Source organism: Haloarchaeobius marinus (assembly GCF_051207415.1).
Taxonomy (GTDB): domain Archaea; phylum Halobacteriota; class Halobacteria; order Halobacteriales; family Natrialbaceae; genus Haloarchaeobius.
This window is the reverse complement of record NZ_JBPKGD010000005.1, coordinates 97,479-122,545: the sequence shown is the minus strand read 5'-3', so window position 1 is coordinate 122,545 and position 25,067 is coordinate 97,479. Positions and strand designations below refer to the sequence as shown.

Below are 25,067 nucleotides of genomic sequence, written 5' to 3'. Positions count from 1 at the left end.
AAACGTGGGCACCGAACCCAAACGCTGCTCCAACCATCGGCGTCAGCCCCGTACAGACAGCGGCAGACTCGTTCGGAGGTGAGACCGATGTCTCGGCCTAACGTCGTCCTCATCGTGATGGACACTGCTCGCGCTCGGACCGTCCTCGGGCGTCCGGACGTGATGCCGAACCTGCATCGGATAGCCGACGAGGGAGTGACCTTCGAGAACGCGTTCACGACCGGGCCCTGGACGCTCCCGTCCCACGCGTCGATGTTCACCGGTCAGTACACGTCCGACCACGGGACGCACGCTGGGTCCAGACGATTCGACCCCGACGTGCCCACGCTGGCCGAACTGCTCCAGGGTGCTGGCTACCGAACGGTAGGGATATCCAACAACACGTGGGTGAGTCCCGACTTCGGGTTCGATTGCGGGTTCGATACGTTCGACGTCGCGTGGGAACTGGTCGACGGTGGCGTAGACCTGCCGACGATCGCGAAGTCGAACGAGGGGACGACAGCCCAGATAACGGCGGTCTGTCGGAACCTCCTGGACAGCGAAGCGCCGAAGACGATACTGAACGCCGCATTCTCGAAGCTCCTTCGGAGACGCTTCGACGACGGTGCACTGGTGACCAACTGGCGCATCCGGCGTCGGTTGTCGAACGGCCGGGCCCACCGGCCGTTCTTCATGTTCGTCAACTACCTCGAACCGCATCTCGAATACAGTCCACCTGACCGATTCCGCCCCGACTGGCTGGACGCTTCCGACGTCGAGGACGTCAACCAGGACGCCTGGGCGTACATCTGCGGGTCCGAGGAGATGGACGAACGCGACTTCGAGGCTCTCACTTCGCTCTACGAGGGCGAACTGGCCTATCTCGATTATCGAATCGGACAGGTCTACGACTTCCTCGACGAACGGGACCTGCTCGACGAGACGGCGCTCTTCGTCGTGGGGGACCACGGGGAGAACATCGGCGAGCACGGCCTGATGGACCACCAGTACTGCCTGTACGACACGCTGTTGCACGTCCCACTGGTGGCTCGCTATCCGTCGGAGTACGACGGTGGCGAGCACCGTGAGGAACTGTTCGAGGTCCGCGACCTCTACCCGACGATACTCGACCTCGCTGGAGTCGACGTGCCAGCAGACGACGGTGTGTCGACGACCCGTCTCGGGGACGGTGAGGGTCGCGAGTACGTTCTCGGAGAGTACCTCACCCCACAGCCATCGATGGAAGCCCTCGCGGAACGGGTGGACGACGTTCCCGACGAGGTGCGGCGATACGACCGGGGACTCCGAAGTATCCGGACCCGGGAGTGGAAGTACATCCAGGCTACAGATGGGACCGACGAACTATACGACGTTCGTGTGGACCCCCTCGAGACGGACGACGTTGTGAGTGCCAACGACGACGTTCGAGACGACCTGGCTGCGAGGTTGGAGAGCGACCTGGGAGAGTTCGAACAGAGCTCCGACGACCACGGCGGAGAGATAGACGGTGCCACCGAACGACGACTCGAAGACCTGGGATACCTGCAATAATCTACGATATGCCTGTTCAATTGGGCCGGTAGCAGTCTCGGCATCTCGGGACCTCTCCAGACCGACCGGGAGCGGCTTACTCCCGACTCGTGCTTCGCTGCCACGACAGCGGTAGTGATAGGTCGTCTATCGCGGTCGACTTGACGTTCGGGTACGATACTGACGCTGCAGCGACGATTCCGGCGGCTATCCACAGCGACCTGAAGTTGTATATGTCGTGAAACATCGAGTTGACCAGCGTCGCGACGAAGAAACCAGTGAACATGCGCATCGACGGATACGTCTCCGACAGTCGGTGCGATGCTCGAAGCAACGTCAGTACGAACATAGCTGCGAAAGCGACGCCGATCAACCCCGTCTCCGTCAGGATGAGAACCGACGTATTGTGTGGGAGTGGATGGGAAGAGGTGACGACGTACCGGAACTGGCCGATTCCGATTCCGAGTACCGGTGAATCGAGGAACACCTCGAACGACCGGCGCCAGACCTCGGGCCTCGAACCGATGTGCTCACCGGAGAGGGCATCAGCGAACCGCTGAACGATCTTGAAATCGGCAGTCAGGAAGACGAACAGGACTGCGGGAATCGCAACGACTGACCCGAGGGCGACACGGACGTCTGTACGGATGCGATGTGCGACTCGCTTCCAGTCGACGACGACGACCAATCCGACCAGCAGCGCTCCGAATCCCGACCGAGATGCCGTGCTAACGAGACCGAGGAACGCCCCCAGAATCGAGATGGTGAGCGCGACGGTCATGCGAGTATCGTTCGATCGAACCGTCCGGGTCAGGAGAGCCAGCGAGAGGAAGATCGCCAGGAGGAGGTAATCTGCGAACAGGTTCGGATTCTGGAACGGTCCACTCGGACGCCAGACGCCGAGTTCCCTCACGAGGTAGAACGACCAGAACCCGTACGCGCCAGCGAGGACGGCTGTGATGATGGTAACTACTGTGAGGCGACGACTCGTGTCCCGCAGTAGTAGCGAGTAAATAGCTACCATCCACGCGAGCGTCGCGACGAGCTTTACCGTTTCTACCACGGCGGTGGTCGCCACGTAGTAGTCGGGAGTGGCAATCAGCACTCTACCTCCGATCCCAACGGCGGCTAGCGTTACGAACGCGATAGCGGGGACGAACGAAACGTGGACCGTTCTGACTCTGACGACGCCGAGAAGCACCAGCAGGACGGTAACACCGACCAGCGAATCCGCCAGACTGCCGTTCACCGTGGTGACGAAGAGTTCGACCGACGAGTGGAAGGGGAATAACAGCGTTATGGCTCCGAGAAGTAAGACCTCCAGACGTCCCATGCTCGGAACCGCCTCTCGTGTTGACCATATCTGCTTCGCACCTAGACGTATCCGTTCCACTGGAATCATCAACGGTAGCATTCTGGCACACACCAATAGTTATCCAGTTGATACGCCGCCACGTCCGCGGTTTGGACTCTCCTATGCAGGGATTCGAAGTGGCAACCGGCCGCGTTCGTTCGGCAGGTGAGCTAGTGCACGAGCAGGAACCGCTCGACACCACGACCACGGGACGAGGGCGTTCGTACCCACGACGACGCTACGGCTTGCAGATATCCGCCTTGGACTGGGAACTCGTTATATTCTCACTACGTCCGCTACTTCGCGTCTTCTCTCCCGTAGCCCTTTGTTTACTTTCAGGGCCGAGTGCGAACCGACTCGACGGGTAGTTGAACTCGAATCACACGCCCGAGGAAGCGTGCTGGACGAAGGCCCCGAGGAGACGAGTGCCCTCCAAACGGTGGCTGGACCGGATGCTGCCTCCACCGCTGGACAGTGCGTAACCGACACGGACGAAAGAGGGTCGTTCACGGGGACAGTGAACGATTCGGATTCGCGTCGAAACCGTCCCCGCCAGACTCCGAGAAGGCCAGCGATGGAAGGTACTCCCTCAGTCCCACAGCCCATATATGTCACTTAGCAAGAAACTGTCTACGGACGTACTCATAACGACGCTCATAAACCTCTCACAGAAGATCCACGGTCTCGTAATAATACCGGTCATCACCCAGTTCATCGGTGTCGCAGCCTACGGTGCGTTCGTACAGGTGATGACTATCTGTACACTGACTTCGAAGATCTCACTTCTCGGTCTGGAGAAGGGGCAGATCAAGTACGCACAGGAGCGTGCGAACACGGAGCACTCACGACTGTACGTGTCTCTCACGGTAGTCGCTCTCGTGGTCGCCTCGGCCACTGCTACGCTGCTGTTCGCGATGGCATCGGTTCTCTCGACGACGTTTCTCAGTGACCCTGGCTACACGACCGTATTCCAGATAGGGACCCTGATGGTGCCCATCTACGCCCTCCAGGAGATGGGGCGGAACTACTACCGGTCCGAGATGAACGTCAAGCGACACTCCACGCTCAACGGAGTCAAAACCTATCTCAAAGTCGCCGTCGTGGTCCTGAGTGTCCTGGTCCTCGAGGTCGGCCTGCTGGGAGTGATGTCGGCCGTGGTACTGACGGAAGGCCTGTTCGCTATCGTACTGCAGGGGTTCGTCCTGCGGTCGACAGGGATTCACGTCCCGCGTTTCACCGACCTGCAGACGCAGCTTCGGTACTCCGTTCCGATCATGGTCGGGGACATCTCGGGCACGTTCCAGTCCCGTGCAGACAAGCTCATGCTGGGTTACTTCATCGGCGCGAACGTGGTGGGTATCTACTCCGTCGCGTACACGATCGCGCGAGTGCTGCGGACGTACGCGATTCCGCTTCGAGTCACGTTCTTCCCGGAACTCAGCCGACTCTGGGAAGCGGGGAACTCGGAGCAGTGCTACCGGTACCTCTCGAACGGAACCCGGTATATACTCAGCCTCTCGATTCCCTCGATCGTTGGACTGTACCTCGTCGGCGAACAGTTGGTCGACCTGCTGGTCACGACGACCGCGGCGTACCAACCCGTGCTGATACCGGTCATCGCTACCGGAATCATGTTATCCGGGTTGAACACCGTCTATCAGCAGTTGTTCTTCGCGGACGAACGGACGTTCACGATATCTATCCTCAAACTCGGCAGTGCCCTGTTCAACGTCGCACTCAACCTCGTACTCATCCCGACGATGGCCGCGTTCGGGGCGGCGCTCGCGACGCTCGTGACGTACCTCTTCGTCTTCGCCACCCTGTACGCACTGGCGATGCGACGCTACGACGTCGAACTCGAGTCGCGATTCGCCCTGAAGGCAGCAGCATCGGCTGCTGGGATGTTCACGGTCGTCACCGTGTTCGGTTTCGACGACATCCTCGTTCTCTTGCTCCTGTGTCCCCCGATATACTTCGCGTTCCTGATAGCGAGTAAGGCGGTCCGTCCCGACGAGGTCCGATTCCTCCTCGGAACGGTGCTCTCTCCGATTCGAAGCCGTGGATAGGATATCCGGACTCCGCCACTAGCTGTCGCCGCCCTGGTTAGTCGGCACCTGACCGACCCGACCGAGGTTCCAGCTGCACGTCGCTGACCGTTGGGTGCAGTATTACTATCCCCCTGGGATACGACGACCGTACTCGATGGACATCCCGGAACTCGTCGTCGCGACGCTGGCTGGCGTCGTCCAGGGTATCGTCGAGTGGCTCCCAGTGTCGAGCCAGGGCAACCTGTCGATGTTCCTGACGGTCGTTGGGGTTCCGCCGGAGACCGCACTCCAGCTCGCGCTGTTCCTCCAGGTCGGGACAACGGTCTCGTCGGCGGTGTACTACCGCGACGACATCGAGGAGGCCGCCACGAACGTCCCCGAGTGGCGGCCCGGGTCGGCGTTCGAGAACGAGAACGCACTGACGTCGTTCGTCCTGGTCGCCTGCGTCGCGACCGCCGCCGTGGGCATCCCGGTGTACGTGTACGCGGTCGACGTGGCGAGCGAACTCGCGGGCAGCGTCTTCGTCGCGGGCATCGGGGCCCTCCTGATTCTCACGGGGATACTCCAGCTGGCCTCGGCCCGCGTCGACCTGGCGTCGAAGGAGGACCCGACGTTCGCCGACGCGATGCTCGTGGGTGCCGTCCAGGGCCTGGCGATCCTGCCCGGTGTCTCCCGGTCGGGCGTCACCACGAGCGTCCTGCTCTTCCGGAACCACGAGACGCCGTCGGCGTTCAGGCTCTCGTTCCTCCTGTCGATACCCGCCGGCCTCGGCGCCGGCGTCCTCACGGTGCTCTCGGCGGGTGGACTCCCTGGCGTCTCCCCGGCGGCTGCCGGCGTCGCACTGCTGACCAGTGCCGTCGTCGGGTACCTCACCATCGACGCGCTGATGACCGTCGTCGAACGCGTCCCGTTCTGGGCGGTCTGTTTCGGCCTCGGTGGGCTCGCGACGGTCGGTGGACTCGTGGTCGCCGTCCTCTGAATCGGGCCGTAGGAACTCTCTTACTACCTGTTCCGAGACCCTCGTACCGCCCGATGGTAGAGCTGAGCGTCATCATCGCGTCGCTGAAACCTCGTGCGGAGATCGAGGCGCTGGACCACCTCGAACGCGAGGCGTTCACCGACTACGAGGTCATCGTGCGGGACGACGAGACGGTCACGAAGGCCCGGAACGAGGGCGTCGAACGGGCGAACGCCGACAAACTCGTCTTCCTCGACGACGACTCCCGGCCCCAGGAGGGGTATCTCTCGCGCGTCTCCGACATTCTCGACAGGGAGGCGGCCGTCGCGGGTAGGACAATCCATCCGAGGGACGACGTCTTCGCGCTCGTCGCCAGCCACTACGACTTCGGCGACACCGGACGGTACGTCACCCGGTTCTGGGGCTGCAACATGGCGGTCCGGGCTGAGGTGTTCGACGCGGTCGGCGGCTGGGACGAGGCCATCACGTGGGGACACGAGGAGAAGGAACTCGCGACCCGCGTCCTGGAGGAGTACCCCATCTACTACGACCCGGAGCTGGTCGTCCACCACTCCTACGCCGAGTCGTACCGCGACTACTGGCGGAAGCGGTACCGGCTGGAGACCCAGACGCCGTACTACTGGGACAAGCAGGGCGTGGGGGACCGTCGCCAGTGGCTGAGCATCGCCGAGGGACTCCTCGACCCGTCGAACTACGTGGGCCGGTCGCTCCCGCACACGGCCGCCAGGTTCGGTGGGCACGTGGCGATGTCGCTGGGCAGAATCCGTGGGATGCTAGGGAAGTCCTGACCAGTTTTTACGTACCAGCTACGTTGCAGAACGAGACGCATATTTAAAAATCGTCTCACTTGATACTCATACTATGGCCGTTTCAGGTTCGGACCGCCACCCCCTCGTCAGCGTCGTGATACCCACGTACGGACGACCACGGCTGCTGACAAACGCCGTCGAGAGCGTCACCGAGCAGTCCTACGAGAACGTGGAGATGCTCATCGTCGACGACGGGTCCGATGCCCGCGTCGAGGAGGGGCTGGAGGACCTCTCGATTCCCTCGACGATGGACCTGCGGGTGTATCACCACGAGAGGAACCGGGGCGCGAACGTGGCCCGGAACACGGGTATCGAGGCGTCGCGAGGTGAGTTCGTCGCGTTCCTCGACGACGACGACTACTGGCGTCCCGAGAAGCTCGAACGACAGGTACGTGCGTTCCAGGCGGCGGGCGACGACGTCGGCGTGTCGTTCACCGGGCAGGTGTACGTCGACCCCTCGGGGGAGGTGACGAACGTCACTCGGCCGACCGAACACGGGGACTTCACGAAGCAACTCGTCCAGGGGGCCCACTTCGGCACGTTCTCGACCATCATGGTGCGCGCCAGCGTGTTCGACCGGACGGGGTATCTGGACGAGGAGTTCCCCTGCTGGCAGGACCGGGAGTGGTACTTCCGACTCGCCAGCCACTACGACTTCGTCTCGGTCCCGGAACTGCTGACGGTCCGCCAGTTCATCGACGGGCCACAGATATCGGACGACTACGAGGCCAAACGGGACCAGGCGTACCCACTGATGTTACAGAAGCATCGAGAGAGCGCCGCGGCGTGCGGTCCCCGGTACGAGCGACGGTTCCAGGGCGTGCTGGCCCGTGCAGTGGCAGACCACGCCATCTCCGCCGGGCACTACTTCGAGGCCATCCGGTACCTCGTCCGGTCGCTCCAGTACTATCCGACGAGTCCCACGACCTACGCGTTCCTGGCCGTCGCCCTGGGCGGGCGGTACACCCACACCCTGGCCCGGGCCGGCAAGCGGTTCGTCAACCGGTACCAGAACACGACCGTCGTGGGCGACGACGGCCTGCTGTCCTCCCACTGACGGACGACCGGTCCTCCACAGGCGCCCGTCCTGCTCCGGGCGCGGCGACGACGGTTCTCCTTGCTGGTCACGTCAACGCCCGCTGGAGCGTCGCGAGGTCGCTCTCGAGTTCGAGGTCAGTCAGGCGAGACCAGCAGAAGACGAGCGTCCCGTAGACGACGACGCCCGTCGCGACGAGGACGGCCAGTTCGGCGTACTCGCCGAGTCCCGTCCCGACCGTCTGGACCGAGACGACGACCACGCCCATCGCGAGGCTCGCGCTGGCCGGAATCGCCAGCAACCGACCGACGCGGCGAACCGACGTGTCGACGGCCCGGATGGAGACGTAGATGGCGATGGGGTTCTCGACGAGTGCGCTGACGACGATGGCGATGGCAGTGCCGACGATGCCCCAGGCCGCCGTCGCGGGGTACACCGCGGCAGCGAAGACGACGAGACGCAGGCTCTGCAGTGCCGTGTTGTACTGGGGCCGACCGGTCGCCCGGAAGAGCGGGCCGATGCCCGCCGCGATGGACCGGAAGGCTCCCCAGACGGCGAGGACGCGGATGACGTCGACCATCGGGAGCCACTCCGGCCCGAAGAAGGCGTCGACGAAGACCGGTGCCACGGCCGCGATACCGACCGCGACGGGGAACGAGACGAAGGAGACGACCCGCATCGTCCGCAGGAACGCCTCCCGGAGCGCCGCGGTGTCGTCCTGTATCTGGGAGTACGCCGGGAACGCGACGCTCGAGATGACCTGCGTGACCTCCGTCGCCGGCGCGTTCGAGAACTGGAACGCCAGCCGGTACAGCCCCAGACTGGCCGCCCCGACGTACCAGCCGATCATCCCGTCGTCGCCCCAGTTGAGCGCGAGCAGGACCAGCCCCGAGCCGAATATCCACTTCCCGTACCCGAGCAGTCGGCGGGCGGCCGACAGGTCGAACCTGAACCGGGGCCGGTAGGGATGGATGGCGTACGATGACGTCGTCCTGACGGCCGCCCCGGCGAGCGTGCCGGCGACGAGTGCCCAGACGGTCGGCGAGACGAGGGCGACGCCGACGGTCGCCACCGCGTAGGCGACGGTGCCACTGATCTGGTAGCCGAACTGCTTGTGGAAGAGCAACTCCTTCTTGAAGTAGACGACGCCGGGGTTGCGCAGTCCCTTCAGCAGCGGCGTCAGGGCGACGACCCGGACGACGTCGGTGAGTTGCGGCGCGTCGAACAGCGAAGCGACGTACGGGGCCGAGACGAACGCCGCCAGTGCGATGAGCAGTCCGCGAGTGACCGTGAGTACCCACGTCGTGTCGAGGTAGTGGTCGACGTCGTCGTCCTCGTGGTGGACGAGGGCGGCGTTGAGTCCCAGTTTGGTGCTCTGGCGAACGACCGCGAGTACCAGCAGTCCCAGTCCGAGCAGTCCGAACGCCGCCGGCGAGAGGAACCTGGCGAGGACTATCAGCGCGCCGAAGCGGATGAGACGGTCCACGACGTTGAGGAGGACGACCCACACGCCGCCGGTGACGGCACGCTCGGCGACGGAGGACCCCGGAGTCAACGCACGCTGGACCGACCGCAGTATCACGGACGGTTTCGGAACCACGCGTCAGGCCTCCGGCGCTCCCGTCTGTGGCGGTGGCGTCCGGTCCGGGACCTCACACTCGAAGGACCGGCGACGTGCCGACGAGGTTCCACTCACGGTTCCCGTTCCTCGTTCATCCCTCGGTTCCACACCCCAGAGCCGCCTTGTTATACTCCCACTGTTGCCCGTCGGTCGGCGAACGTCTCGGGACCCCGGTTCGCACGGAGAGACGCAAAGTGCTAACCAGTAACAAGCATCTGCTTCGGTATTCGAGGTCTAAAAAATAATAAAATGCATAACTAATTGAGTATCTGGCTGTTGTCTGGGCAATGAGCAGGCCGACCGATAACGAACGACGACTTTCTGGCGACTCGGACCAGAAATCGCTCTCGTCTGCGGACGGGAGCGACACCACGTCGTCTTCCGGAGCCCCCGACGCCGCCCTCCAGTACGCGTCCACCTCCGACGGTCAGTTGCCGGCAGGTGGACGACTCGTCTGGGTCTCGCCCGACGGGTCCCTCCGCGAAGTCGTCCCGTCGGAACTCCTCTCCCCCGAACGGTCCATCGACGCGCCGACGGACCTGTCGTGTTCGGAGTGCGGGTCGCTGCAGTCCATCGAGACGGTGGTCCGCGAACACACCGACTGCGGGTACGTGGGCATCGCCGGGTACCTCCAGGCCGTCGAAGACGGCCGACTGGTCTGTCCCAAGTGCGGGGTCGAGGACGAGACCGGCGACCAGCTGCAGGTCGTCACGACGGTGCACAGTTGCCTCCGCTGCGGGAGCCCGCAGGACCGGGCGCTCGGGAGGGTCGACAGACCGTAGACGATGGACGACGACGAATCCGGACTCCTCTCCCGGTCGTCGCTCGCGCTGGGAGTCCTCGGGGCCTCCTGGCTCGCGTTCGGGGTCCTCCTCTGGATGATTCTCGTGGTGGAACCGGTCCCCGTCCCGCTCTGGCTGTTCCTCGTCGGACTCGCCCTCTCGGTCCTCTTCGGGGCCGGACTGCTCGCGTCCCGGCGGTGGCACACAGTCTGGCGATACACGTTCGTGCCCGCGGTTCGCGTCCCGGTGTGGGTCCTGCTCGGCGGCCTCTCGGCCACCGTCGGCGTGGTCGTCGTCTCGCTGCTGCGACCGGTGTCACCCGAGAGCGTCGGCTGGCTGTTCGTCCTCTGTACCGGGGCGAGCTACGCCGTCGTCACCGTGACTCGATGGGACGAGTTCTTCGAGGACGTCTCGTGGCCGTCGTGGGTCCTCACGGCCATCGCAGCGGTGCTCGTGACGATGGTCGTCCTCAGCCTCGTCATCGGGACGAGAACGTTCCTGGCGGCCGTCTTCCTGTTCTCGTTGCTCCTGTTCACGTTCCACGTCACGTTCATCCTCCCGCTGGCGCTCTACCAGTACGTCCGCGGGGAACGGGCGCAGGAACTGTCGACGTACCCGGAGGTGAGCGTCCTGATTCCGGCCTACGACGAGGTCGAGGTCATCGGGGACTGCATCGAGTCGGTCCTCACGTCGACGTACCCGTCGGAGAAACTCGAGGTCGTGGTCGTCGACGACGGGAGTACGGACGGGACGTACGAGGCTGCGGCGGCGTACCGGGACCAGGGGGTGAAAGTGTTCCACCGGGACAACGGTGGCAAACACGCGGCGCTGAACTTCGGGTTGCAGTGTTCCTCGAGTCCGGTCGTCGCCACCATCGACGCCGACAGCCGTCCCGACCCGACCGCGCTGACGAAGATGGTCGAGCAACTCTGGGCGGACCCGACCATCGGTGCCCTCAGCCCGGTCGTGCTCGCCTCGAACGACGACTCGTTCCTCACCGCCCTCCAGCGAATCGAGTACGGCATCTCGAACACGAACCGGCGGGCATACTCGCTGTTCGAGGCCGTCCCGGTCGTCCCGGGGTGTCTCGGCGTCTACCGACGGGAGGCGCTCGAAGACATCTGGGGGTACGACCCGGACACGGTCACCGAGGACTTCGACCTGACCGTGAAACTGCTCAAGAACGGCTGGTCCGTCAGACACGGCCGTGGCGTCGTCCGGACCATCGTCCCGGACGGCTGGCGGCCGCTGTGGCGACAGCGACTGCGCTGGTACTGCGGTGGACTCGAGACCTTCCGGAAGCACCGCGACGTCCTGCTCTCGCCGCAGTACCGGTACCTCCACGCGCTCAGCCTGCCCGCCTACCTCGTCTCGCACCTGTTCGGGCCCGTCGGGAGTTTCGTGATACTCGGGGCGGTGGTGTGGGGACTCCTGTTCAACCCGACGACGTACCTGCTGGCGCTCGTCCTCCTGTTCGCCGTCATGACGGGACTCGTCACGCTGTTCTCCATCGCCCTGGAGGACGAACCCCTGCGAATGCTGGCGTACGCGCCGCTGTTCTTCGTCGGCTACAAGCACTTCATCGACTACACCGTCTGTGCGGGGACCTATCGGGCGTTCTTCCGCGAGAAGCAGTGGTGAGGGCGCTGCAGGCCGACGGTCAGTCGGCTGCCGGACGGAACGTGAGGAGGGCCGTCCCGTCGCCGTGGGGTTCCGTCTCCAGAACGAGTTCGTCGCCGATGCTGACGTCGGCGGCGGTCGCGTCCCTGAGCTGGCCGGTGAGGACGACCCCGTCGTCGAGTTCGACGAGGACCACCGTGTAGGGCGTCTCGCCGTGGAACTTCGGAATCGTCACCGATATCTCGGTGAACGACAGGAGCGCTCCCCGGTCCGAGAGCGCCTCGGGGGTCAACTCGGTCGACCCACACTCCGGGCAGAACTCGCGGGGTGGCAGGGACGGTTCCCCGCAGGTCCCACAGGCGAGGTACTGCTGGTCGCCCGACGCGACCGCGTCCGTGAAGGAGTCGAACCAGGCCGGCACGGTCAGTCACCCCCGAGGATGGTCACCGTCGTGCTCGCGCCGCTGCCACCGACGTTGTGCGCGAGCGCGATGTCGGGGTCGTCGACCTGGTTCGGGTGGCGCCCATCGAGTTGCTTCGTCAGTTCCACGACCTGACCGATGCCGGTCACCCCGACGGGGTGGCCCTTGCCGAGGAGGCCGCCGGACGTGTTCACCGGCGTGTCGCCGTCCACGGCCGTCTCCCCCTCGACCGCACCTCGGGTCCCCTCGCCCTGTTCGTAGAAGTCGAGCGCCTCCAGCGCCAGTATCTCGGCGATGGTGAAGCAGTCGTGGACCTCCGCCACGTCGACGTCGCTGGCCCAGACGTCGGCGTCCTCGTAGGCCTGCTCGGCCGCCCGTTCTGCCGCCGCCGTCCAGGTGATGGAGTCGCGGTCCTGGAGTGCGACGGCGTCGCTCGACTGCCCGGTGCCGAGGACGGTCGCTGCCGTGTCGAGTCCTCGCTCGTCCGCGTACTCGTCGCTCACCAGCAGGACGACGCTCGCCCCGTCGGAGACCGGGCACGCGTCGTAGAGCGTCAGTGGCGTCGCGATCTGCTTCGATTCGAGGACCTCCTCGACGGTGAGTTCCGTCTGGAACTGCGCGACCGGGTTCGCGACCGCGTTGTTGTGGTTCTTGACCGACACTGCTGCCAGGTCCTCGCGCGACGCGCCGAACTCGTGCATGTACCGCCGCGCCATGAGCGCGTAGATGCCGGGGAACGTCAGCCCCTGCTCGTTCTCGAACACGTCGTCGGCCGCGTTGGCGAGGGCGTCGGTCAGGTGCTCGATGTCCGCGATGGACATCTGCTCGACGCCGCCCGCCAGCACCGCGTCCGCCGCCCCTGCCTCGATGGCCAGCACCGCCTGTCGGAACGTCGCACCGCCGGACGCGCAGGCGCTCTCGAGCCGGACCGAGGCGGCCTCTCGACACCCGACGTAGTCGGCGAGGAGCGCGCCCATGTGCCCCTGGTCCTCGATGAGGTCACCCATGAAGTTCCCGACGTAGACCGCGTCGAGTTCGGCCGGTTCGACCGCCGTGGCGTCGAACGCCTTCGCGGCGGCCTCGCTGAACAGTTCCCGCGAGGACGACTCGGGGTACTTGTCGTACCTGGTACTCGCTGCGCTCGCGATGCTCGCTCCCATGTGTGCGATAAAATACCACGACGCCGGGATTAACTCCACCGGTCAGTCCACGGCGCCGTCCCCCTTCACGGAGAGAACCGGGACGTCGCTGAGTCGGACGACGCGTTCGGTGACGCTCCCCACGAGCACGCGGCTGACGCCGCCCCGACCGTGGGTCCCCATGACGATGCAGTCGACGTCGTTCTCGTCGGCGTAGTCGACGATGGCGCGGTGTGGTCTCCCGGACAGTGCCGAGGCCTGCACCGACGAGACGCCTGCCGCCTCGGCCCGTTCGATGACAGATTCGAGCGCCTCCTTCCCGGCCCGTTCGAGCGCCTTCAGGACGCTCCCCGAGGGAGTGTCCTCCCAGACCATCGTCCGGTCGACGACGTTCACCACGTGGAGCGTCGCGTCGGTCTCCAGCGCCAGTTCGATTGCCTCGTCGGCCGCAGCATCGGCCATCTCGCTGCCGTCGGTCGGGACCAGCAGTTCGTCCAGCGACGGGTCGACGACGGTGTCGCTGTGGACCGTCAGCACGGGGATGGGCGACTCCCGAAGCGTCTGTTCGGTGACGCTCCCGAGGACGAACCGGCCGACGCCGCTCCGACCGTGGGTCCCCATGACGATACAGTCGACGTCGTGGTCGTCGGCGTAGGTGAGGATGGCCCGGTGGGCCTCGTTGTCCTCGACGACGGTCGTCGTGGCCTCGACGCCGGCCTCGGCCGCCATCTCGGTTACCGCCGTCGTCGCTGCTTCGGCCTGCTGTTCGAGATAGTCGGTCTCTGCGTCCTCCAGTCCGATCGGGAAGCTGGCGCGCTGGATGATGTGAAGCACGTGCAGGTCCGCGTCGAACCGGCCTGCGAGCGCGACCGCCGCCTCGGCGGCTGCCTCTGCGACCTCACTGCCGTCCGTCGGAACGAGTAATCGTTGGTACATCGTTAGTCCCGTGTCGTACGTTCGTGCTCGAACGACCTATCTCCGACCCCCTGTTCCCACCGGGTGAGAACCCCACGTCCGGTCCCGCCGTCGGTACCGTGGAATCGCGGACACCGGGCACAGGCCCTCCGGCCCACTGCCTACGACCCCGCTTCGACGACGACCACCTCCCGGTCGGCCGTGTCGGCGACCTTCCGCCCGACGCCGGAGAAGTGCTCCTCGTGTTCGCCGTGTTCGCCGACGACGATGACGTCCGCGTCCACCTCGTCGGCGTAGTCGAGGATGACCTCGTGTGGCACCCCGTGCCGGATGTCGCCGTCGACGGCGACGGCGGTGTCCGCTGCCATCTTCGTCACTTCCTCGACGCAGACAGCAGCGTGCTCGTCGGCGAAGATGGTCGCCAGTTCGGCCGAACTGAGCGCAGGGTCGTCGAACCGGCGCTGGTCGACCACGCAGATGACGTGCAGCGTCGCCCCGTCCTCGTCAGCGAGTTCGATGGCATGTCGGGCCGCCTGGCGTGCGTACTCGCTCCCGTCCGTGGCCAACAGGATGTGCTCCATACGCATACTACTCCACGGACCGAATTAACCGTTGGTCCTCCACCACCGAACCGCAACGGTCGCCGGGACGAACCCTCCCGACGAGAGATACTTTTTACTCGACACGGGTCGTCTCTCCAGTGCCCGATGCTCCTCGAAGTCGGTGGCTTCCTGGCCGGACTCGCCGTGCTCCTGTTCGGGGCCGACCGAACCGTCCGGACCGGCGCCGAACTCGCGCTCTACTACGGCGTCTCGAACTTCTTCATCGGCGTCACCGTCATCTCCATCGGGACGTCCATCCCCGAGATGACGACCTCAGTCTACGCCGCCCTCTACGGCGCTGGCGACCTCCTGGTCGGGAACATCGTCGGCTCCGAGACCGCACAGATAACCCTCGCCATCGGCATCGTCGCGCTCATCTCGCCCATCGAGGCGGAGCGCCGGAACGTCGTCATCTACGGCGGGGCCATGCTCCTCGCGATGATAATCATGATTCTCACGCTGGAGGGCGGTATCATCCGTTCCGAGGGCTTCCTCATGATGCTCGCGTACGTCGTGTTCGTCCACGACCTCTACACGAGCGAGGGAGGCGAGGAGATAACCGAGGAGGTCGTCGAGGAGCGCGAGTCCCCGCGGCGTGCCGTCCCGATGATACTCCTCGGCATCGCGCTCGTGGTGGTCGGCGGCCACCTCATGGTGACCAACGGCGTCGCCATCGCCCGCCTCGTCGGCGTGCCCGAGTACCTCGTCGGCCTGTTGACCGGTCTCGGCACCACCGCACCGGAGATCGCCGTCGCCAGCCTCGCCGCCAGGCGGGGCGACCCGGGCATCTCGGTCGGGGCGCTCCTCGGAAGCAACATCACCGACCCGGTGTTCTCGCTCGGGGTGGGCGCACTCTTCGCCGACGTGGTGGTCACCGACCCGTCGTCGGTGTTCACCTCGACTGCCTACATGCTCCTCGTCTCGCTCACCGTGCTGGCGCTCATGTACTGGGGACGCGGCATCGGTCGCAGGGGAGCGGTGGGCTGTCTGCTCCTCTACCTCCCCTCGTTCGTGGTCCTGTGACTCACCCCTTGCTCTCGGTCAGTCGAACGACCTGTTCGTCGGTGAGCGAGACGTCGCTCGCCTGCAGGTCTGCCGTCAACTGGTCGACGGTCCGGGCGCCGACGATGGGGGCGGTGACGTCGTCGCGGTGCAACAACCACGCCAGCGCCACCCGCGCGGGTTCTTCGCCCACCTCGGCGGCGACGTCCTCGAGTTCGTCGAGGACGTCGAAGTTCGCGTCCGTCAGGTAGCGGTCGGCGAACCGCCGTTCCCGCGCCGCCCGCGAGTCGGCGGGCGGTTCGGCGTCGCGCTGGTACTTCCCGGTGAGGAAGCCGCCGGCCAGGGGACTCCAGGGGACGACGCCGATGCCGTACGCCTCGCACATCTCGGCGTAGTTGCCCTCTATCTCGCGGTCGACGAGGTTGTACCGCGGCTGGGCGACGGTGAACGGTTCGTACCCCTCGCGTCGTGCGATCTCGTTCGCCTTCACCACCTTCCAGGCGTTCGGGTCCTCGGTCGAGGTGCCGAGGTAGTTGACGCGCCCGTCGTCGACGAAGCCGTCGAGCGTGCGCATGAACTCCTCGGCGGGCGTGTCGTCGTCCCACCGGTGGACGTAGAGCAAGTCCAGGTAGTCGGTCTCGAGTCGGTCGAGGATGCGAGCCATCTGTCGCCGGAGGTGTTTCCGGTTCAGGCCGCGCCCGTTCGGGTCGCCCTCGCGGGTCGGCCAGTATATCTTCGACGCGATGACGTAGTCCTCCCGGTCCCGGTTCTGCAACCAGTCGCCGATGATGTCCTCGGCGAAGCCGTCGCCGTACGAGTCCGCTGTGTCGATGAACCGCCCGCCGTAGTCGGCGTACGCGTCGAGCAGGTCGTACGCCCGTCCACGCTTGATCTCGACCTCGCCCTCGTCGTCCTCACGACCGAACCGCCACGTGCCGAAGGCGATCTCGCTCACTTTCAGACCTGTCTCTCCGAGTGGGACGGTATCGAGCGCCATGCTACAACTACCCAATCGTCAGTAATAAGCGTGCGTCCGACCCGACCGGGGTCGACACGCCCGGCGCGTGAGAATAGGGAGTCGGTTACAAGGACGTCTCCACCGTCCTCCTAGACATGGCATACGACCTGGACGGCAAGACTGCCATCGTAACGGGAGCGGCCTCCGGTATCGGACGGAAGACGGCGGAGCGGTTCGCGGCCGAGGGGGCGAACGTCGTCGTCGCCGACGTCGTGGCCGAGGGCGCACGCGAGACCGTCGAGCGAATCGAGTCGGCGGGCGGGACGGCGACGTTCGTCCGGACGGACGTCAGCGACCCGTCGGACGTCGAAGCGATGGTGCAGGAGACGGTCGACACGTACGGCGGACTCGACGTCGCCCACAACAACGCGGGCATCGAGGGCGAGGACGACCCCGTCGCCGAGCAGACGGAAGAGAACTGGGACCGGGTCATCGACATCAACCTGAAGGGGGTCTGGCTGTGCATGAAGTACGAACTGGAGGCGATGGTCGACGACGGTGGCGGTGCCATCGTCAACACCTCGTCGATAGCCGGCCTCGCCGCCGCCGGAGGGACGCCCTACGTCGCCAGCAAACACGGCGTCGTCGGCCTGTCGCGCGTGGCCGCGACGGAGTACGCACAGCAGGGGGTTCGCGTCAACGCGGTCTGTCCCGGGGTCATCGACACCCCGATGGTCCAGCGGGCCGCCGAGGAGTCACCGGAGGACATCGACCACTTCGTCGAGATGCAACCGCTCGGTCGGATGGGAACGCCCGAGGAGGTAGCGAACGCCGTGGTCTGGCTCAGTTCCGACGAGGCCTCGTTCGTCACCGGGAACGCCTATCCGGTCGACGGCGGCTTCATGGCACGATAGCGGGTCTCAGGGTTCCTCGCCGGACTCGACGTCGTCCTCCGGTTCCAGGGCGGGCAGGCGCCGGACGACGAGGATGGGCGCGAGCGTGCTCTCTGCGATGCGTTCCGACGGTTCGCCGAAGACGAGTTCGCGGACCGACGGCCGACTCTCGCCGAGGAGGACGAGGTCCGTGTCCACCGACCCGACGTCGATGATGGCCTCGATAGGCGTCTCGCTGACTACCACCTCCCTGTCGATGGTGGCGGCAGGCACGCCCTTCTCGACGAGCAGGTCGGTCGCCTCGTCGAGGAGGTCCGACCCACGTTCGTGCTCCTCCTCCGACGCCGCCGCGTGGAAGAGCGTCACCGTGACGTCCGAGTCGGCCACGAGCGTGGCCGCGAGCGCGGTGATGCGTTCCGTGTTGATGCCCTCGCTGAGTGCGACGAGGATACGGTCGACCGCGGGGGCGGGGTTGAGCAGGAGGATGGCGTCCGCCTGCTCGTCGACCGCGACGCGTTCGAAGGTCTGTGTCGGGTCGCGGGTGAACACGAGGCGGGTCTCGACGGTCCCGCCAGCGTCGCGGAACACCGTCGCCACGTCGTCGAGTTCGGCGCGGGCCTGCTCGCCGAACTGGGTTCGTGCCTGTTCGGGCGCGGTCTGTTCTGGGATGACATGGTAGCCGAGCAGGACCACCGGCAGGGAGGCGAGCACGTCGATGAGCGCCGCCGGTACCTGCTCGCCCTCGAGAATCCGTATCGGGACGAGGACGGTCATGTCGTCGGAGCGTGGGTGTGGGTCGGTCATCGTTACAGGTCCCCCTTTAGTTCGACGTCGGGCGCGTAGAACCGTTGCCACAGGAAGGCGGCGAGCATCACTGCGACGCCGACGGCCTGCGACAGCGGTTGCATGAACACGAGCAGACTGAAACTGGCGACCGCACCGAGTACCGGCAACAGGGGGAAGGCCGGAATCCGGTAGTCCGGGTCGTACCAGTCCGGGTCGCGTCGGCGGAGCACGACGAGCGTGACGCACATCAACCCGTACATCAGGAGGTGGAGGAACGAGGCGACCTCCGCCAGGAGTCCGACCTGGCCGACCGCGACGAGGAACACGATGGGACCGCCGGCGAGCAACAGCGCGACGTGTGGCGTGTTGTACCGTCGGTTCAGCGTCCCCGCCCGGGACGGCACGAGTGCGTCCCGACTGAGCGCGTACAGCGCCCGCGAGGAACTCAGGATGGAGGCGTTCGCGCTGGAGACGGTCGCGAGCAACCCCGCGAGGAGGATGACGACCGCACCGGCGTTCCCGACGAAACTCCGTGCGACTTCGACCAGCGCGGTCTCGCCGAACCTGGCCAGGTTCGAACTCCCGAAGGCGCTGGTCGCGACGAGCACCGTCGCGACGTTGAAGACGGCGACCAGCAGGACCGACCCGACCATGGCGAGGGGCAGGTTCCGACTCGGCCGCTTGATGTCGCCGGCGACCGTCGCGACCTGGGCGAACCCGAGGTAGGCGGTGAACACGAACGCCGTCGTCGTCAGTATCGGCAGGTATCCGTAGGGGACGAACCGTTCGGGCACCGTCTGCCGACCGAAGAACCCGAGCGCGTCGAGGCCGCCGTAGACGAGAAACAGCGTCAGGATGCCGAGCAGGAGGCCGACGATGACGTTCTGTAGCTTCGCGGCGTTCTCCGTCCCGACGATGCTGGCACCGGTCAGCGCCATCCCGACCAGTATCGCCAGGGCGGGTGCGAGGAACCCGCCCCCGAGAGAGAGTCCGACCTCCGCCAGTATCTCGGCGGCGTACTGCCCGAAGCCGACGAGGTAGAACGCCGAAGCGAAGACGAGTCCGAGCCACAGGCTCAGTCCGACGACTGCCCCGTACGGGTTGCCCATCCCCCGGGAGATGAAGTAGTAGCCGCCGCCGCTCTGGGGCATCGCAGTCGCCAGTTCGGACGTCGGCAGTGCGACGAGCAGCGCCACGACGGCGCCGAGTGCGAACGAGACGGCGGCGGCAGGACCGGCACGGCCGGCCGCGAGACCGGGGAAGACGAAGATGCCGGCACCGATCATCGTCCCGACGCCGATGGCGACGCCGCCGGTCAGGTCGATGGTCCGCTCCAGTTCCAGGTTCTCCTCGTAGAACGTCGCCTCGTCCGTCGTCTCGACCACCTCGGACTGTGGTTCTCCGTCAGGCGACGCGCCCCCGGCGGGAGTCGACCCGTCGTTTCGCTTGCTCATTCAGTACGCAGACATGACGACCGCCCCTCCCCTAAACCTTCGCGTCCCGACTGCGTCACGTCCCCCCAGCGTGCGAGACTGTTCGGTTCGATGGCTGGATACAAAGCTATACTTTGCTCACGTACCTAGGTGGTCGTGAGAATGAGCCCCGTGCGACCTCCGAACAGAGCGCCGTCTGAATCTCCCAGCAGGTCCCCGTCATGGTAGACCCGGTCCTCGCCAGTCGGTTGCAGTTCGCCATCACGACCATCGTCCACATCGTCTTCCCGGTGATGAGCATGGGCCTCGCACCCTTCCTCATCTACTTCACCTGGAAGGACATCCGGACCGGCAGGCCGATATACGAGCAGTTGCGCCGGTTCTGGACGAAGATCTTCGCGGTGTCGTTCGTGGTGGGGACGGTGACGGGAATCGTCCTGGAGTTCGAGTTCGGGACGAACTTCGCGGCGTTCTCGACGACGGCGGGTGAGCTTTTCGGTGGACCGCTGGCCATCGAGGGGATGATGGCGTTCATGCTGGAGGCGACGTTCCTCGGTATCTTCGTCTTCGGTCGGAAGCGGGTCGGCGACGCGCTGTACATGGTCTCGGCTCTGGCGGTCGGCGTCGGCACGTGGCTGTCGGCGGTGTGGATTCTCATCGCCAACTCCTGGATGCAGACGCCTCGTGGGTACGAACTCGTCACCGAGAACGGCCAGACCGTCGTCCGACTCGTCGACCCCCTCGCGGCGTACTTCAACCCCCGCTTCATCTGGATGTACGTCCACATGCAGAACGCTGCCATCGAGTCGGTCGCCCTGGTCATGGCCGGCCTCGGTGCGTACTACGTCTTCAGGCACCACGTCTGGGGCTACCAGATTCAGAACGTCGACTTCTGGGAGACGACGCTCAAGTTCGGTCTCGTCGCCCTGCTCGTCACGGCACCGTTGCAGGTGTTCCACGGCGACCTGTACGCACGGCACGTCTTCGAGACCCAGCCCCAGAAGTTCGCCGCCATGGAGGCGGTCTGGGAGACGGACACCTACGTCCCCGAGTACATCATCGCCGTCCCCACGAGCGTCCAGGACCTGCTGGACCCGCGGGCGAAAGACATCTTCGGCATCGGCATCCCCGGCGGCGCCTCGTGGCTCGCCAGCGGCGGTGACCCACAGGCGACGATTCGAGGGCTCGAGGAGTTCGAGGGGCCACAGCCACCCGTCGCACTCGTGTTCTGGTCGTTCCGTCTCATGGTCGCCCTCGGCTTCTGGTTCATCGTCCTGGCCATCTGGGGCGGCTACCGCTGGTGGCGCGGGGAGTTGCTCGAAGACGACCTGCTCCACAAGGCGTTGATGGTGTCGACGCCGCTCGGCGTCGTCGCCGTCGAACTGGGCTGGATCGTGACGGAGGTGGGTCGCCAGCCGTGGGTCATCCAGGGCGTCCTGAAGACGAGCGACGCCGTCTCGACCGGACTCACGAGCGCAGAGGCGACGACGACGCTCGTCGGCTTCGTCCTCGTCTACGTGGCGCTCCTCGCGCTGTACCTCTACGTCGTCGTCAGACTCGTCCGGGAGGGCCCACCCTCCCTGTCGGACCTCGACACCGAGGTTCCCGAGAGCACTGGAACCCCGGCGTCCGAGGTGGGCGTGGATGACTGAACTCCAGCTGGCGAGCGAACCCCTGTTCGGACTCCCGCTCCCGGACATCTGGTTCGGACTGGTGTTCTTCATCCTCGCGATGTTCCTGTTCCTCGACGGGTTCGACTTCGGCGTGGGCGCGCTCTTTGCGACCCGCGAGGACGAACACGAGCGCGAGCAGTTCCTCGCCGCCATCGGGCCGTTCTGGGACGGGAACGAGGTGTGGCTCGTCGTCTTCGGTGGGGCCCTGTTCGCGGCGTTCCCGGCCGTCTACGCCAACCTGTTCAGCCGGCACTACCTGCTGATGTTCGCCATCCTCGCCGCGCTCATCGTGCGTGGGCTAGCGCCGGAGATGTACGAGCAGCGTCACGACGAGCAGTGGCAGCGGTGGTGGGGCCGGGCGTTCGTCGTCGGCAGCATCGCCACCCCCTTCTTCCTCGGGATGTTCGCGGCGAACTGGTTGCTCGGTGCGACGACCATCGTCACGCTCCCCGGCATCGTCGTGGGCCTGGCGCTCGTCGCGTTGACCGTCGTCGACGGCGTCGCCTACCTGCGACTGAAGCTCCGGGGGGACGTCCGGGACGAACTCAAGCCGGCGGGCTACCGGGCCCTCGCGGCCTACGTCCTGCTCGTCGTGGTGACGCTCGTCTACGTCTACGTCGCGGAACCGTCGCTTCGGTCGGCGCTGTTCTCGCCCCTCGTGCTGGCACTCGTTGTGGGAACGGTCGTCCTCGCCGGCGTCTACGCGGTGGCGACGAACCGGGACCGGTACTACCTGGCGTTCGCCGCCGCTGCAGGGCTCGTCTTCGCGCTCGTGGGCGTCGTCGCCGGCCTGATGTACCCGAACATCGACCGTGCGGGCGACCTGACCGTCGAGTCGGCCATCGTCTCGACGCTCCCGCTCAACCTCATGACCATCGGCGCAGCCATCCTCCTCCCGCTGGTGTTCGTCTACTTCATCGTCCTCTACTCCGCGTTCAGCGGCCCCATCGAACCGGGTGAGTCGTACTGATGAGTACGGACGACAGCGGGCCTGCTCGCGACGAGGGGGACGAGGCACCGGAGCGCGAGGAACCGGAGGAGGGCGACGGAGCGCCCTCGCCCGGGGCGGCGACGCCGACGCTCGACGTCCAGTCCCCGCCACGACTCGCGTCGCGGGTGCTGGTCACCTGGCTCGAACTGCTCCTGGTCGGCATCGTCGGCGGGTTGCTGGCGACGACCACCGAGGGTCCGGTCGGCTTCGTCGTCTTCCTCGCGACGTCGCTCGCGTCCCTGAGCGTCGTCTTCTACAACGTCAACGAACTCGTCAAGAACTGGCTCCGGGCGACGAGTGCGTGACCGGGGCGCTCCGGTCACTCCCGGAGCGACGATTCGCCGCTCCACTGCCAGTAGAGCGCGAGGCTGAACACGAGCAGCACCAGGCCGATGCCGAAGTTCCGGACCAGTGCACCCGTGTCCCCGCTCAGGTACACGCGCAGCACGCCGACGCCGACGAGGAGGCCGACGACGAGCAACGCGAGGAGCAACATCAGGGTCTCCGTCTCGAAGCGTCGCTCGTCGCTCACGCCGAACCACCACCCGTCGACGCCGTGTCGGGTGGACCCGTCATGGTCGACACTACGGCCTCCACCGTAACGACGGTACCGGTCGGGACAGGGGCCGTGCCCGCCGGAGCATCGTTGTTCGTATTCCACAATACTTTTGCTGGTGAGAGCCGAACGCCGGGCGAAGTTTCCTCCCAGTCGGCCGACTATCGTGGACCCGGAAAGGCATCGCAAGAACGTTCTCCATGGTCGCTACGACGGCAATTCGAGGTCGGTTCGACGTCGTTCTCGAGAGGAGCGAGTCTTGTTCAATCTTTGCAAAAGCGTTAAGCACCGTCGGAACGAAACGTATGCAATGACAGAGACAGCCCAGGAGGAACCGACGACAGGGACGGAGGCACCAGCGAAGCCCATCCGACTCGACTCGATGGACGACTACGAGGAACTACGTGCGGAGCACGACCTCGTCCTCCTCGAGTTCTTCACGTCGGGCTGTGGAATCTGCGGCTCGATGGTGCCGGTACTCGGCACGGTCGCTCGCACCGCACCGGGCGTCGTGGCGACGGTGAACGCCGGTCTCGTCCCCGACCTCTCGACAGAGTTCGACGTCCGGAGCGTCCCGACGCTCGTCGTCCTGCAGGAGGGCGAGGAGGTCGCCCGACTCGACGACGGCTTCCAGGGCGCAGAGCCACTCGTCGAACTCCTCGAGACGCACGCGAACCCGTAAAGCCGGACTCGTCCCCGGCGGGGCGAAATTTTTTCCGCAAACCCGGTCCCCAGGCCCGGAACGGCCAGTAATCTCCCGCAGTGGTGCGTTTTTGAGTGACCATCCCGTATCGAACGACGTGAACCGATGATGTCCCCGATACGTGGACCCGTCAACCGGTCGCTGCTGGTCGCTGGCGTGACGTTCGTCGTCGTGAGCATCGCCGCCGCTGCGTGGCTGTTCAGCCTCGGCGACGTGGTCACGGCGCTAGGAATGGGCCTGCTCGTCCTCGCCGGACTGTTACTGACGGGTATCGGACTCTCGCCCGAGACGACGAAGCGCTGACCGACGGCGCTGTCCGGTCCCGACCCGCCAGTGAGACGTACCGTTCGACGACCGAACCGGCTCGTTCGTGGACGAACCGTCGGCAGGAGGTCTCGGTCGCGTCAGTCGGACTCGTCGAACTCGACGCTCCCGAGACCACGGAGTGCGGCGAGGAGTCGACCGAGCGCGCGCCGGACGTCCGCGTCGAACAGCGCCGCGACCAGTCCGAAGAAGCCGACCGGCTTCGGGTCGTCGGTGGCCAGGCCGTCGACGGTGGCGTCCAGCGCTTCGGTGACGGTCGGGTCGCCCAGTTTCTCGACGAGCAGGACCATGTTGCCGGCGTTCCGACCGAGTTCGTACATGTCGACGTCGTTCTCGGCGTGGGCGTCCGCGAATCCCGACGCGGCCATCCGGAACTCGCGGATGAGGTCCCGGTTGTCCTGTGCGACGTGTCGGAGTTCGGGCGTGAGGTCACGCGCGAGGTCGTGGGTCGCGTCGAGCAGGTCGAGCAGTTCCGCCAGCGTGTCCGCGTTCTCGCCGAGTCGCTCGACGAGGACGAGCAACTCCTCCCGTTCCAGCGAGAGACGGAGGCGTTCGAGCACCTCGCGGTTCTCACGGATGGTGGCCGTGAGTTCCGGGACGAGGTCGTCGGTGAGGTCCTTCGAGACGGCGAGGACGTCGAGCAGTTCGACGAGCGTGTCGGACTCCTCGCCGACCTTCTGAAGGAGGACGAGGGTCTCCTCGCGCTCGAACGCCACTCGAAGGTCCCGGATGGGCTCTCGGTTCTCGCGGACGGTCTCGCGGAGTTCGGGCGCGAGGTCCTCGGCCAGTTCCTCCGTGACCGCGAGCAACCGAAGGAGTTCGGCGAGTTCCTCGGCGTTGTCGTCGATGGCCCGGGCCAGTTCGTCCGCGTCGTCGACGGTCGCGTCGGCGGTGAGTTCGTCGCTGGCCATGG

Annotated in this window: 25 protein-coding genes; 14 read left to right on the top strand and 11 right to left on the bottom strand. The window is 65.7% G+C overall.

Features of this window, described 5'->3' with window-relative positions; all coding sequences use genetic code 11:
* Nucleotides 1-87 precede the first annotated feature (87 nt).
* Nucleotides 88-1,530, top strand: coding sequence for a sulfatase (locus ACSC1W_RS17150; RefSeq protein WP_435348867.1), 1,443 nt, complete (start codon nt 88-90; stop codon nt 1,528-1,530).
* Between the two features lie 76 nt (nt 1,531-1,606).
* Here ACSC1W_RS17150 and ACSC1W_RS17145 read toward each other — a convergent pair whose 3' ends face one another.
* Nucleotides 1,607-2,911 (bottom strand): O-antigen ligase family protein, encoded by a 1,305-nt coding sequence (locus ACSC1W_RS17145; protein ID WP_435348866.1) that lies wholly within the window; start codon nt 2,909-2,911, stop codon nt 1,607-1,609.
* Nucleotides 2,912-3,471: 560 nt separating this feature from the next.
* Between ACSC1W_RS17145 and ACSC1W_RS17140 the strand changes: the two genes are divergently transcribed.
* The 4 genes from ACSC1W_RS17140 (at nt 3,472) to ACSC1W_RS17125 (ending at nt 7,756) form a co-directional block, all read left to right on the top strand.
* Entirely contained in the window at nt 3,472-4,929 is a 1,458-nt protein-coding gene (locus tag ACSC1W_RS17140; protein ID WP_435348865.1) for a lipopolysaccharide biosynthesis protein, read from the top strand.
* Nucleotides 4,930-5,065: 136 nt separating this feature from the next.
* On the top strand, nt 5,066-5,890 hold the full coding sequence (locus ACSC1W_RS17135; protein ID WP_435348864.1) for an undecaprenyl-diphosphate phosphatase: 825 nt from the start codon (nt 5,066-5,068) through the stop codon (nt 5,888-5,890).
* 53 nt (nt 5,891-5,943) lie between these two features.
* A complete protein-coding gene (locus ACSC1W_RS17130) occupies nt 5,944-6,678 on the top strand; it encodes a glycosyltransferase family 2 protein (protein ID WP_435348863.1) in 735 nt (244 codons plus the stop codon).
* A 73-nt stretch (nt 6,679-6,751) separates the two neighbouring features.
* The gene (locus ACSC1W_RS17125; protein ID WP_435348862.1) at nt 6,752-7,756 is read left to right on the top strand and encodes a glycosyltransferase family 2 protein; all 1,005 of its coding nucleotides are present in this window, start codon (nt 6,752-6,754) and stop codon (nt 7,754-7,756) included.
* A 67-nt stretch (nt 7,757-7,823) separates the two neighbouring features.
* Here the strand turns inward: ACSC1W_RS17125 and ACSC1W_RS17120 are convergent, their stop codons facing one another.
* Nucleotides 7,824-9,317 (bottom strand): lipopolysaccharide biosynthesis protein, encoded by a 1,494-nt coding sequence (locus ACSC1W_RS17120; RefSeq protein ID WP_435348861.1) that lies wholly within the window; start codon nt 9,315-9,317, stop codon nt 7,824-7,826.
* Nucleotides 9,318-9,643: 326 nt separating this feature from the next.
* Here ACSC1W_RS17120 and ACSC1W_RS17115 point away from each other — a divergent pair, with 326 nt between their 5' ends.
* Together ACSC1W_RS17115 and ACSC1W_RS17110 are read left to right on the top strand one after the other, a co-directional pair.
* Entirely contained in the window at nt 9,644-10,138 is a 495-nt protein-coding gene (locus ACSC1W_RS17115) for a hypothetical protein (RefSeq protein ID WP_435348860.1), read from the top strand.
* A 3-nt stretch (nt 10,139-10,141) separates the two neighbouring features.
* Nucleotides 10,142-11,779 carry a glycosyltransferase family 2 protein gene (locus tag ACSC1W_RS17110; protein WP_435348859.1) on the top strand — a complete coding sequence of 546 codons (1,638 nt, stop codon included), beginning with the start codon at nt 10,142-10,144 and terminating at the stop codon, nt 11,777-11,779.
* Nucleotides 11,780-11,798: 19 nt separating this feature from the next.
* Here the strand turns inward: ACSC1W_RS17110 and ACSC1W_RS17105 are convergent, their stop codons facing one another.
* From ACSC1W_RS17105 to ACSC1W_RS17090, 4 genes are all read right to left on the bottom strand, one after another.
* A complete protein-coding gene (locus tag ACSC1W_RS17105; protein WP_435348858.1) occupies nt 11,799-12,179 on the bottom strand; it encodes a Zn-ribbon domain-containing OB-fold protein in 381 nt (126 codons plus the stop codon).
* Between the two features lie 2 nt (nt 12,180-12,181).
* Complete coding sequence (locus ACSC1W_RS17100; RefSeq protein ID WP_435348857.1) at nt 12,182-13,339, bottom strand: thiolase domain-containing protein; 1,158 nt, start codon at nt 13,337-13,339, stop codon at nt 12,182-12,184.
* A 42-nt stretch (nt 13,340-13,381) separates the two neighbouring features.
* Nucleotides 13,382-14,254, bottom strand: coding sequence for a universal stress protein (locus tag ACSC1W_RS17095; protein ID WP_435348856.1), 873 nt, complete (start codon nt 14,252-14,254; stop codon nt 13,382-13,384).
* A 140-nt stretch (nt 14,255-14,394) separates the two neighbouring features.
* Complete coding sequence (locus ACSC1W_RS17090; protein WP_435348855.1) at nt 14,395-14,814, bottom strand: universal stress protein; 420 nt, start codon at nt 14,812-14,814, stop codon at nt 14,395-14,397.
* A 126-nt stretch (nt 14,815-14,940) separates the two neighbouring features.
* On the opposite strand from ACSC1W_RS17090, the gene ACSC1W_RS17085 reads away from it, so the two are divergent.
* The gene (locus ACSC1W_RS17085) at nt 14,941-15,858 is read left to right on the top strand and encodes a sodium:calcium antiporter (RefSeq protein WP_435348854.1); all 918 of its coding nucleotides are present in this window, start codon (nt 14,941-14,943) and stop codon (nt 15,856-15,858) included.
* A 1-nt stretch (nt 15,859) separates the two neighbouring features.
* On the opposite strand, the gene ACSC1W_RS17080 is transcribed toward ACSC1W_RS17085, so the two are convergent.
* Entirely contained in the window at nt 15,860-16,834 is a 975-nt protein-coding gene (locus ACSC1W_RS17080) for an aldo/keto reductase (protein ID WP_435348853.1), read from the bottom strand.
* 116 nt (nt 16,835-16,950) lie between these two features.
* Between ACSC1W_RS17080 and ACSC1W_RS17075 the strand changes: the two genes are divergently transcribed.
* Complete coding sequence (locus ACSC1W_RS17075) at nt 16,951-17,709, top strand: SDR family oxidoreductase (protein WP_435348852.1); 759 nt, start codon at nt 16,951-16,953, stop codon at nt 17,707-17,709.
* A gap of 6 nt (nt 17,710-17,715) precedes the next feature.
* On the opposite strand, the gene ACSC1W_RS17070 is transcribed toward ACSC1W_RS17075, so the two are convergent.
* Together ACSC1W_RS17070 and ACSC1W_RS17065 are read right to left on the bottom strand one after the other, a co-directional pair.
* Entirely contained in the window at nt 17,716-18,492 is a 777-nt protein-coding gene (locus ACSC1W_RS17070; RefSeq protein ID WP_435348851.1) for a universal stress protein, read from the bottom strand.
* Between the two features lie 2 nt (nt 18,493-18,494).
* A complete protein-coding gene (locus tag ACSC1W_RS17065) occupies nt 18,495-19,928 on the bottom strand; it encodes an APC family permease (RefSeq protein ID WP_435348849.1) in 1,434 nt (477 codons plus the stop codon).
* 200 nt (nt 19,929-20,128) lie between these two features.
* Here ACSC1W_RS17065 and ACSC1W_RS17060 point away from each other — a divergent pair, with 200 nt between their 5' ends.
* From ACSC1W_RS17060 to ACSC1W_RS17050, 3 genes are read left to right on the top strand one after another with little or no spacing between them, the layout of a single operon-like run.
* The gene (locus ACSC1W_RS17060; RefSeq protein WP_435348847.1) at nt 20,129-21,559 is read left to right on the top strand and encodes a cytochrome ubiquinol oxidase subunit I; all 1,431 of its coding nucleotides are present in this window, start codon (nt 20,129-20,131) and stop codon (nt 21,557-21,559) included.
* Complete coding sequence (locus ACSC1W_RS17055; protein ID WP_435348845.1) at nt 21,552-22,550, top strand: cytochrome d ubiquinol oxidase subunit II; 999 nt, start codon at nt 21,552-21,554, stop codon at nt 22,548-22,550. The genes ACSC1W_RS17060 and ACSC1W_RS17055 overlap by 8 nt, the downstream gene beginning before the upstream one ends.
* Entirely contained in the window at nt 22,550-22,876 is a 327-nt protein-coding gene (locus tag ACSC1W_RS17050; protein ID WP_435348843.1) for a hypothetical protein, read from the top strand. Before ACSC1W_RS17055 ends, ACSC1W_RS17050 begins: the two co-directional genes overlap by 1 nt.
* Before the next feature lie 14 nt (nt 22,877-22,890).
* Here the strand turns inward: ACSC1W_RS17050 and ACSC1W_RS17045 are convergent, their stop codons facing one another.
* Nucleotides 22,891-23,103 carry a DUF8073 family membrane protein gene (locus ACSC1W_RS17045; RefSeq protein ID WP_435348841.1) on the bottom strand — a complete coding sequence of 71 codons (213 nt, stop codon included), beginning with the start codon at nt 23,101-23,103 and terminating at the stop codon, nt 22,891-22,893.
* A 334-nt stretch (nt 23,104-23,437) separates the two neighbouring features.
* Here ACSC1W_RS17045 and ACSC1W_RS17040 point away from each other — a divergent pair, with 334 nt between their 5' ends.
* On the top strand, nt 23,438-23,809 hold the full coding sequence (locus tag ACSC1W_RS17040) for a thioredoxin family protein (protein ID WP_435348839.1): 372 nt from the start codon (nt 23,438-23,440) through the stop codon (nt 23,807-23,809).
* A 126-nt stretch (nt 23,810-23,935) separates the two neighbouring features.
* Nucleotides 23,936-24,133 (top strand): hypothetical protein, encoded by a 198-nt coding sequence (locus ACSC1W_RS17035; RefSeq protein ID WP_435348838.1) that lies wholly within the window; start codon nt 23,936-23,938, stop codon nt 24,131-24,133.
* Between the two features lie 101 nt (nt 24,134-24,234).
* On the opposite strand, the gene ACSC1W_RS17030 is transcribed toward ACSC1W_RS17035, so the two are convergent.
* On the bottom strand, nt 24,235-25,065 hold the full coding sequence (locus ACSC1W_RS17030; protein ID WP_435348836.1) for a DUF1641 domain-containing protein: 831 nt from the start codon (nt 25,063-25,065) through the stop codon (nt 24,235-24,237).
* Nucleotides 25,066-25,067: the final 2 nt, after the last annotated feature.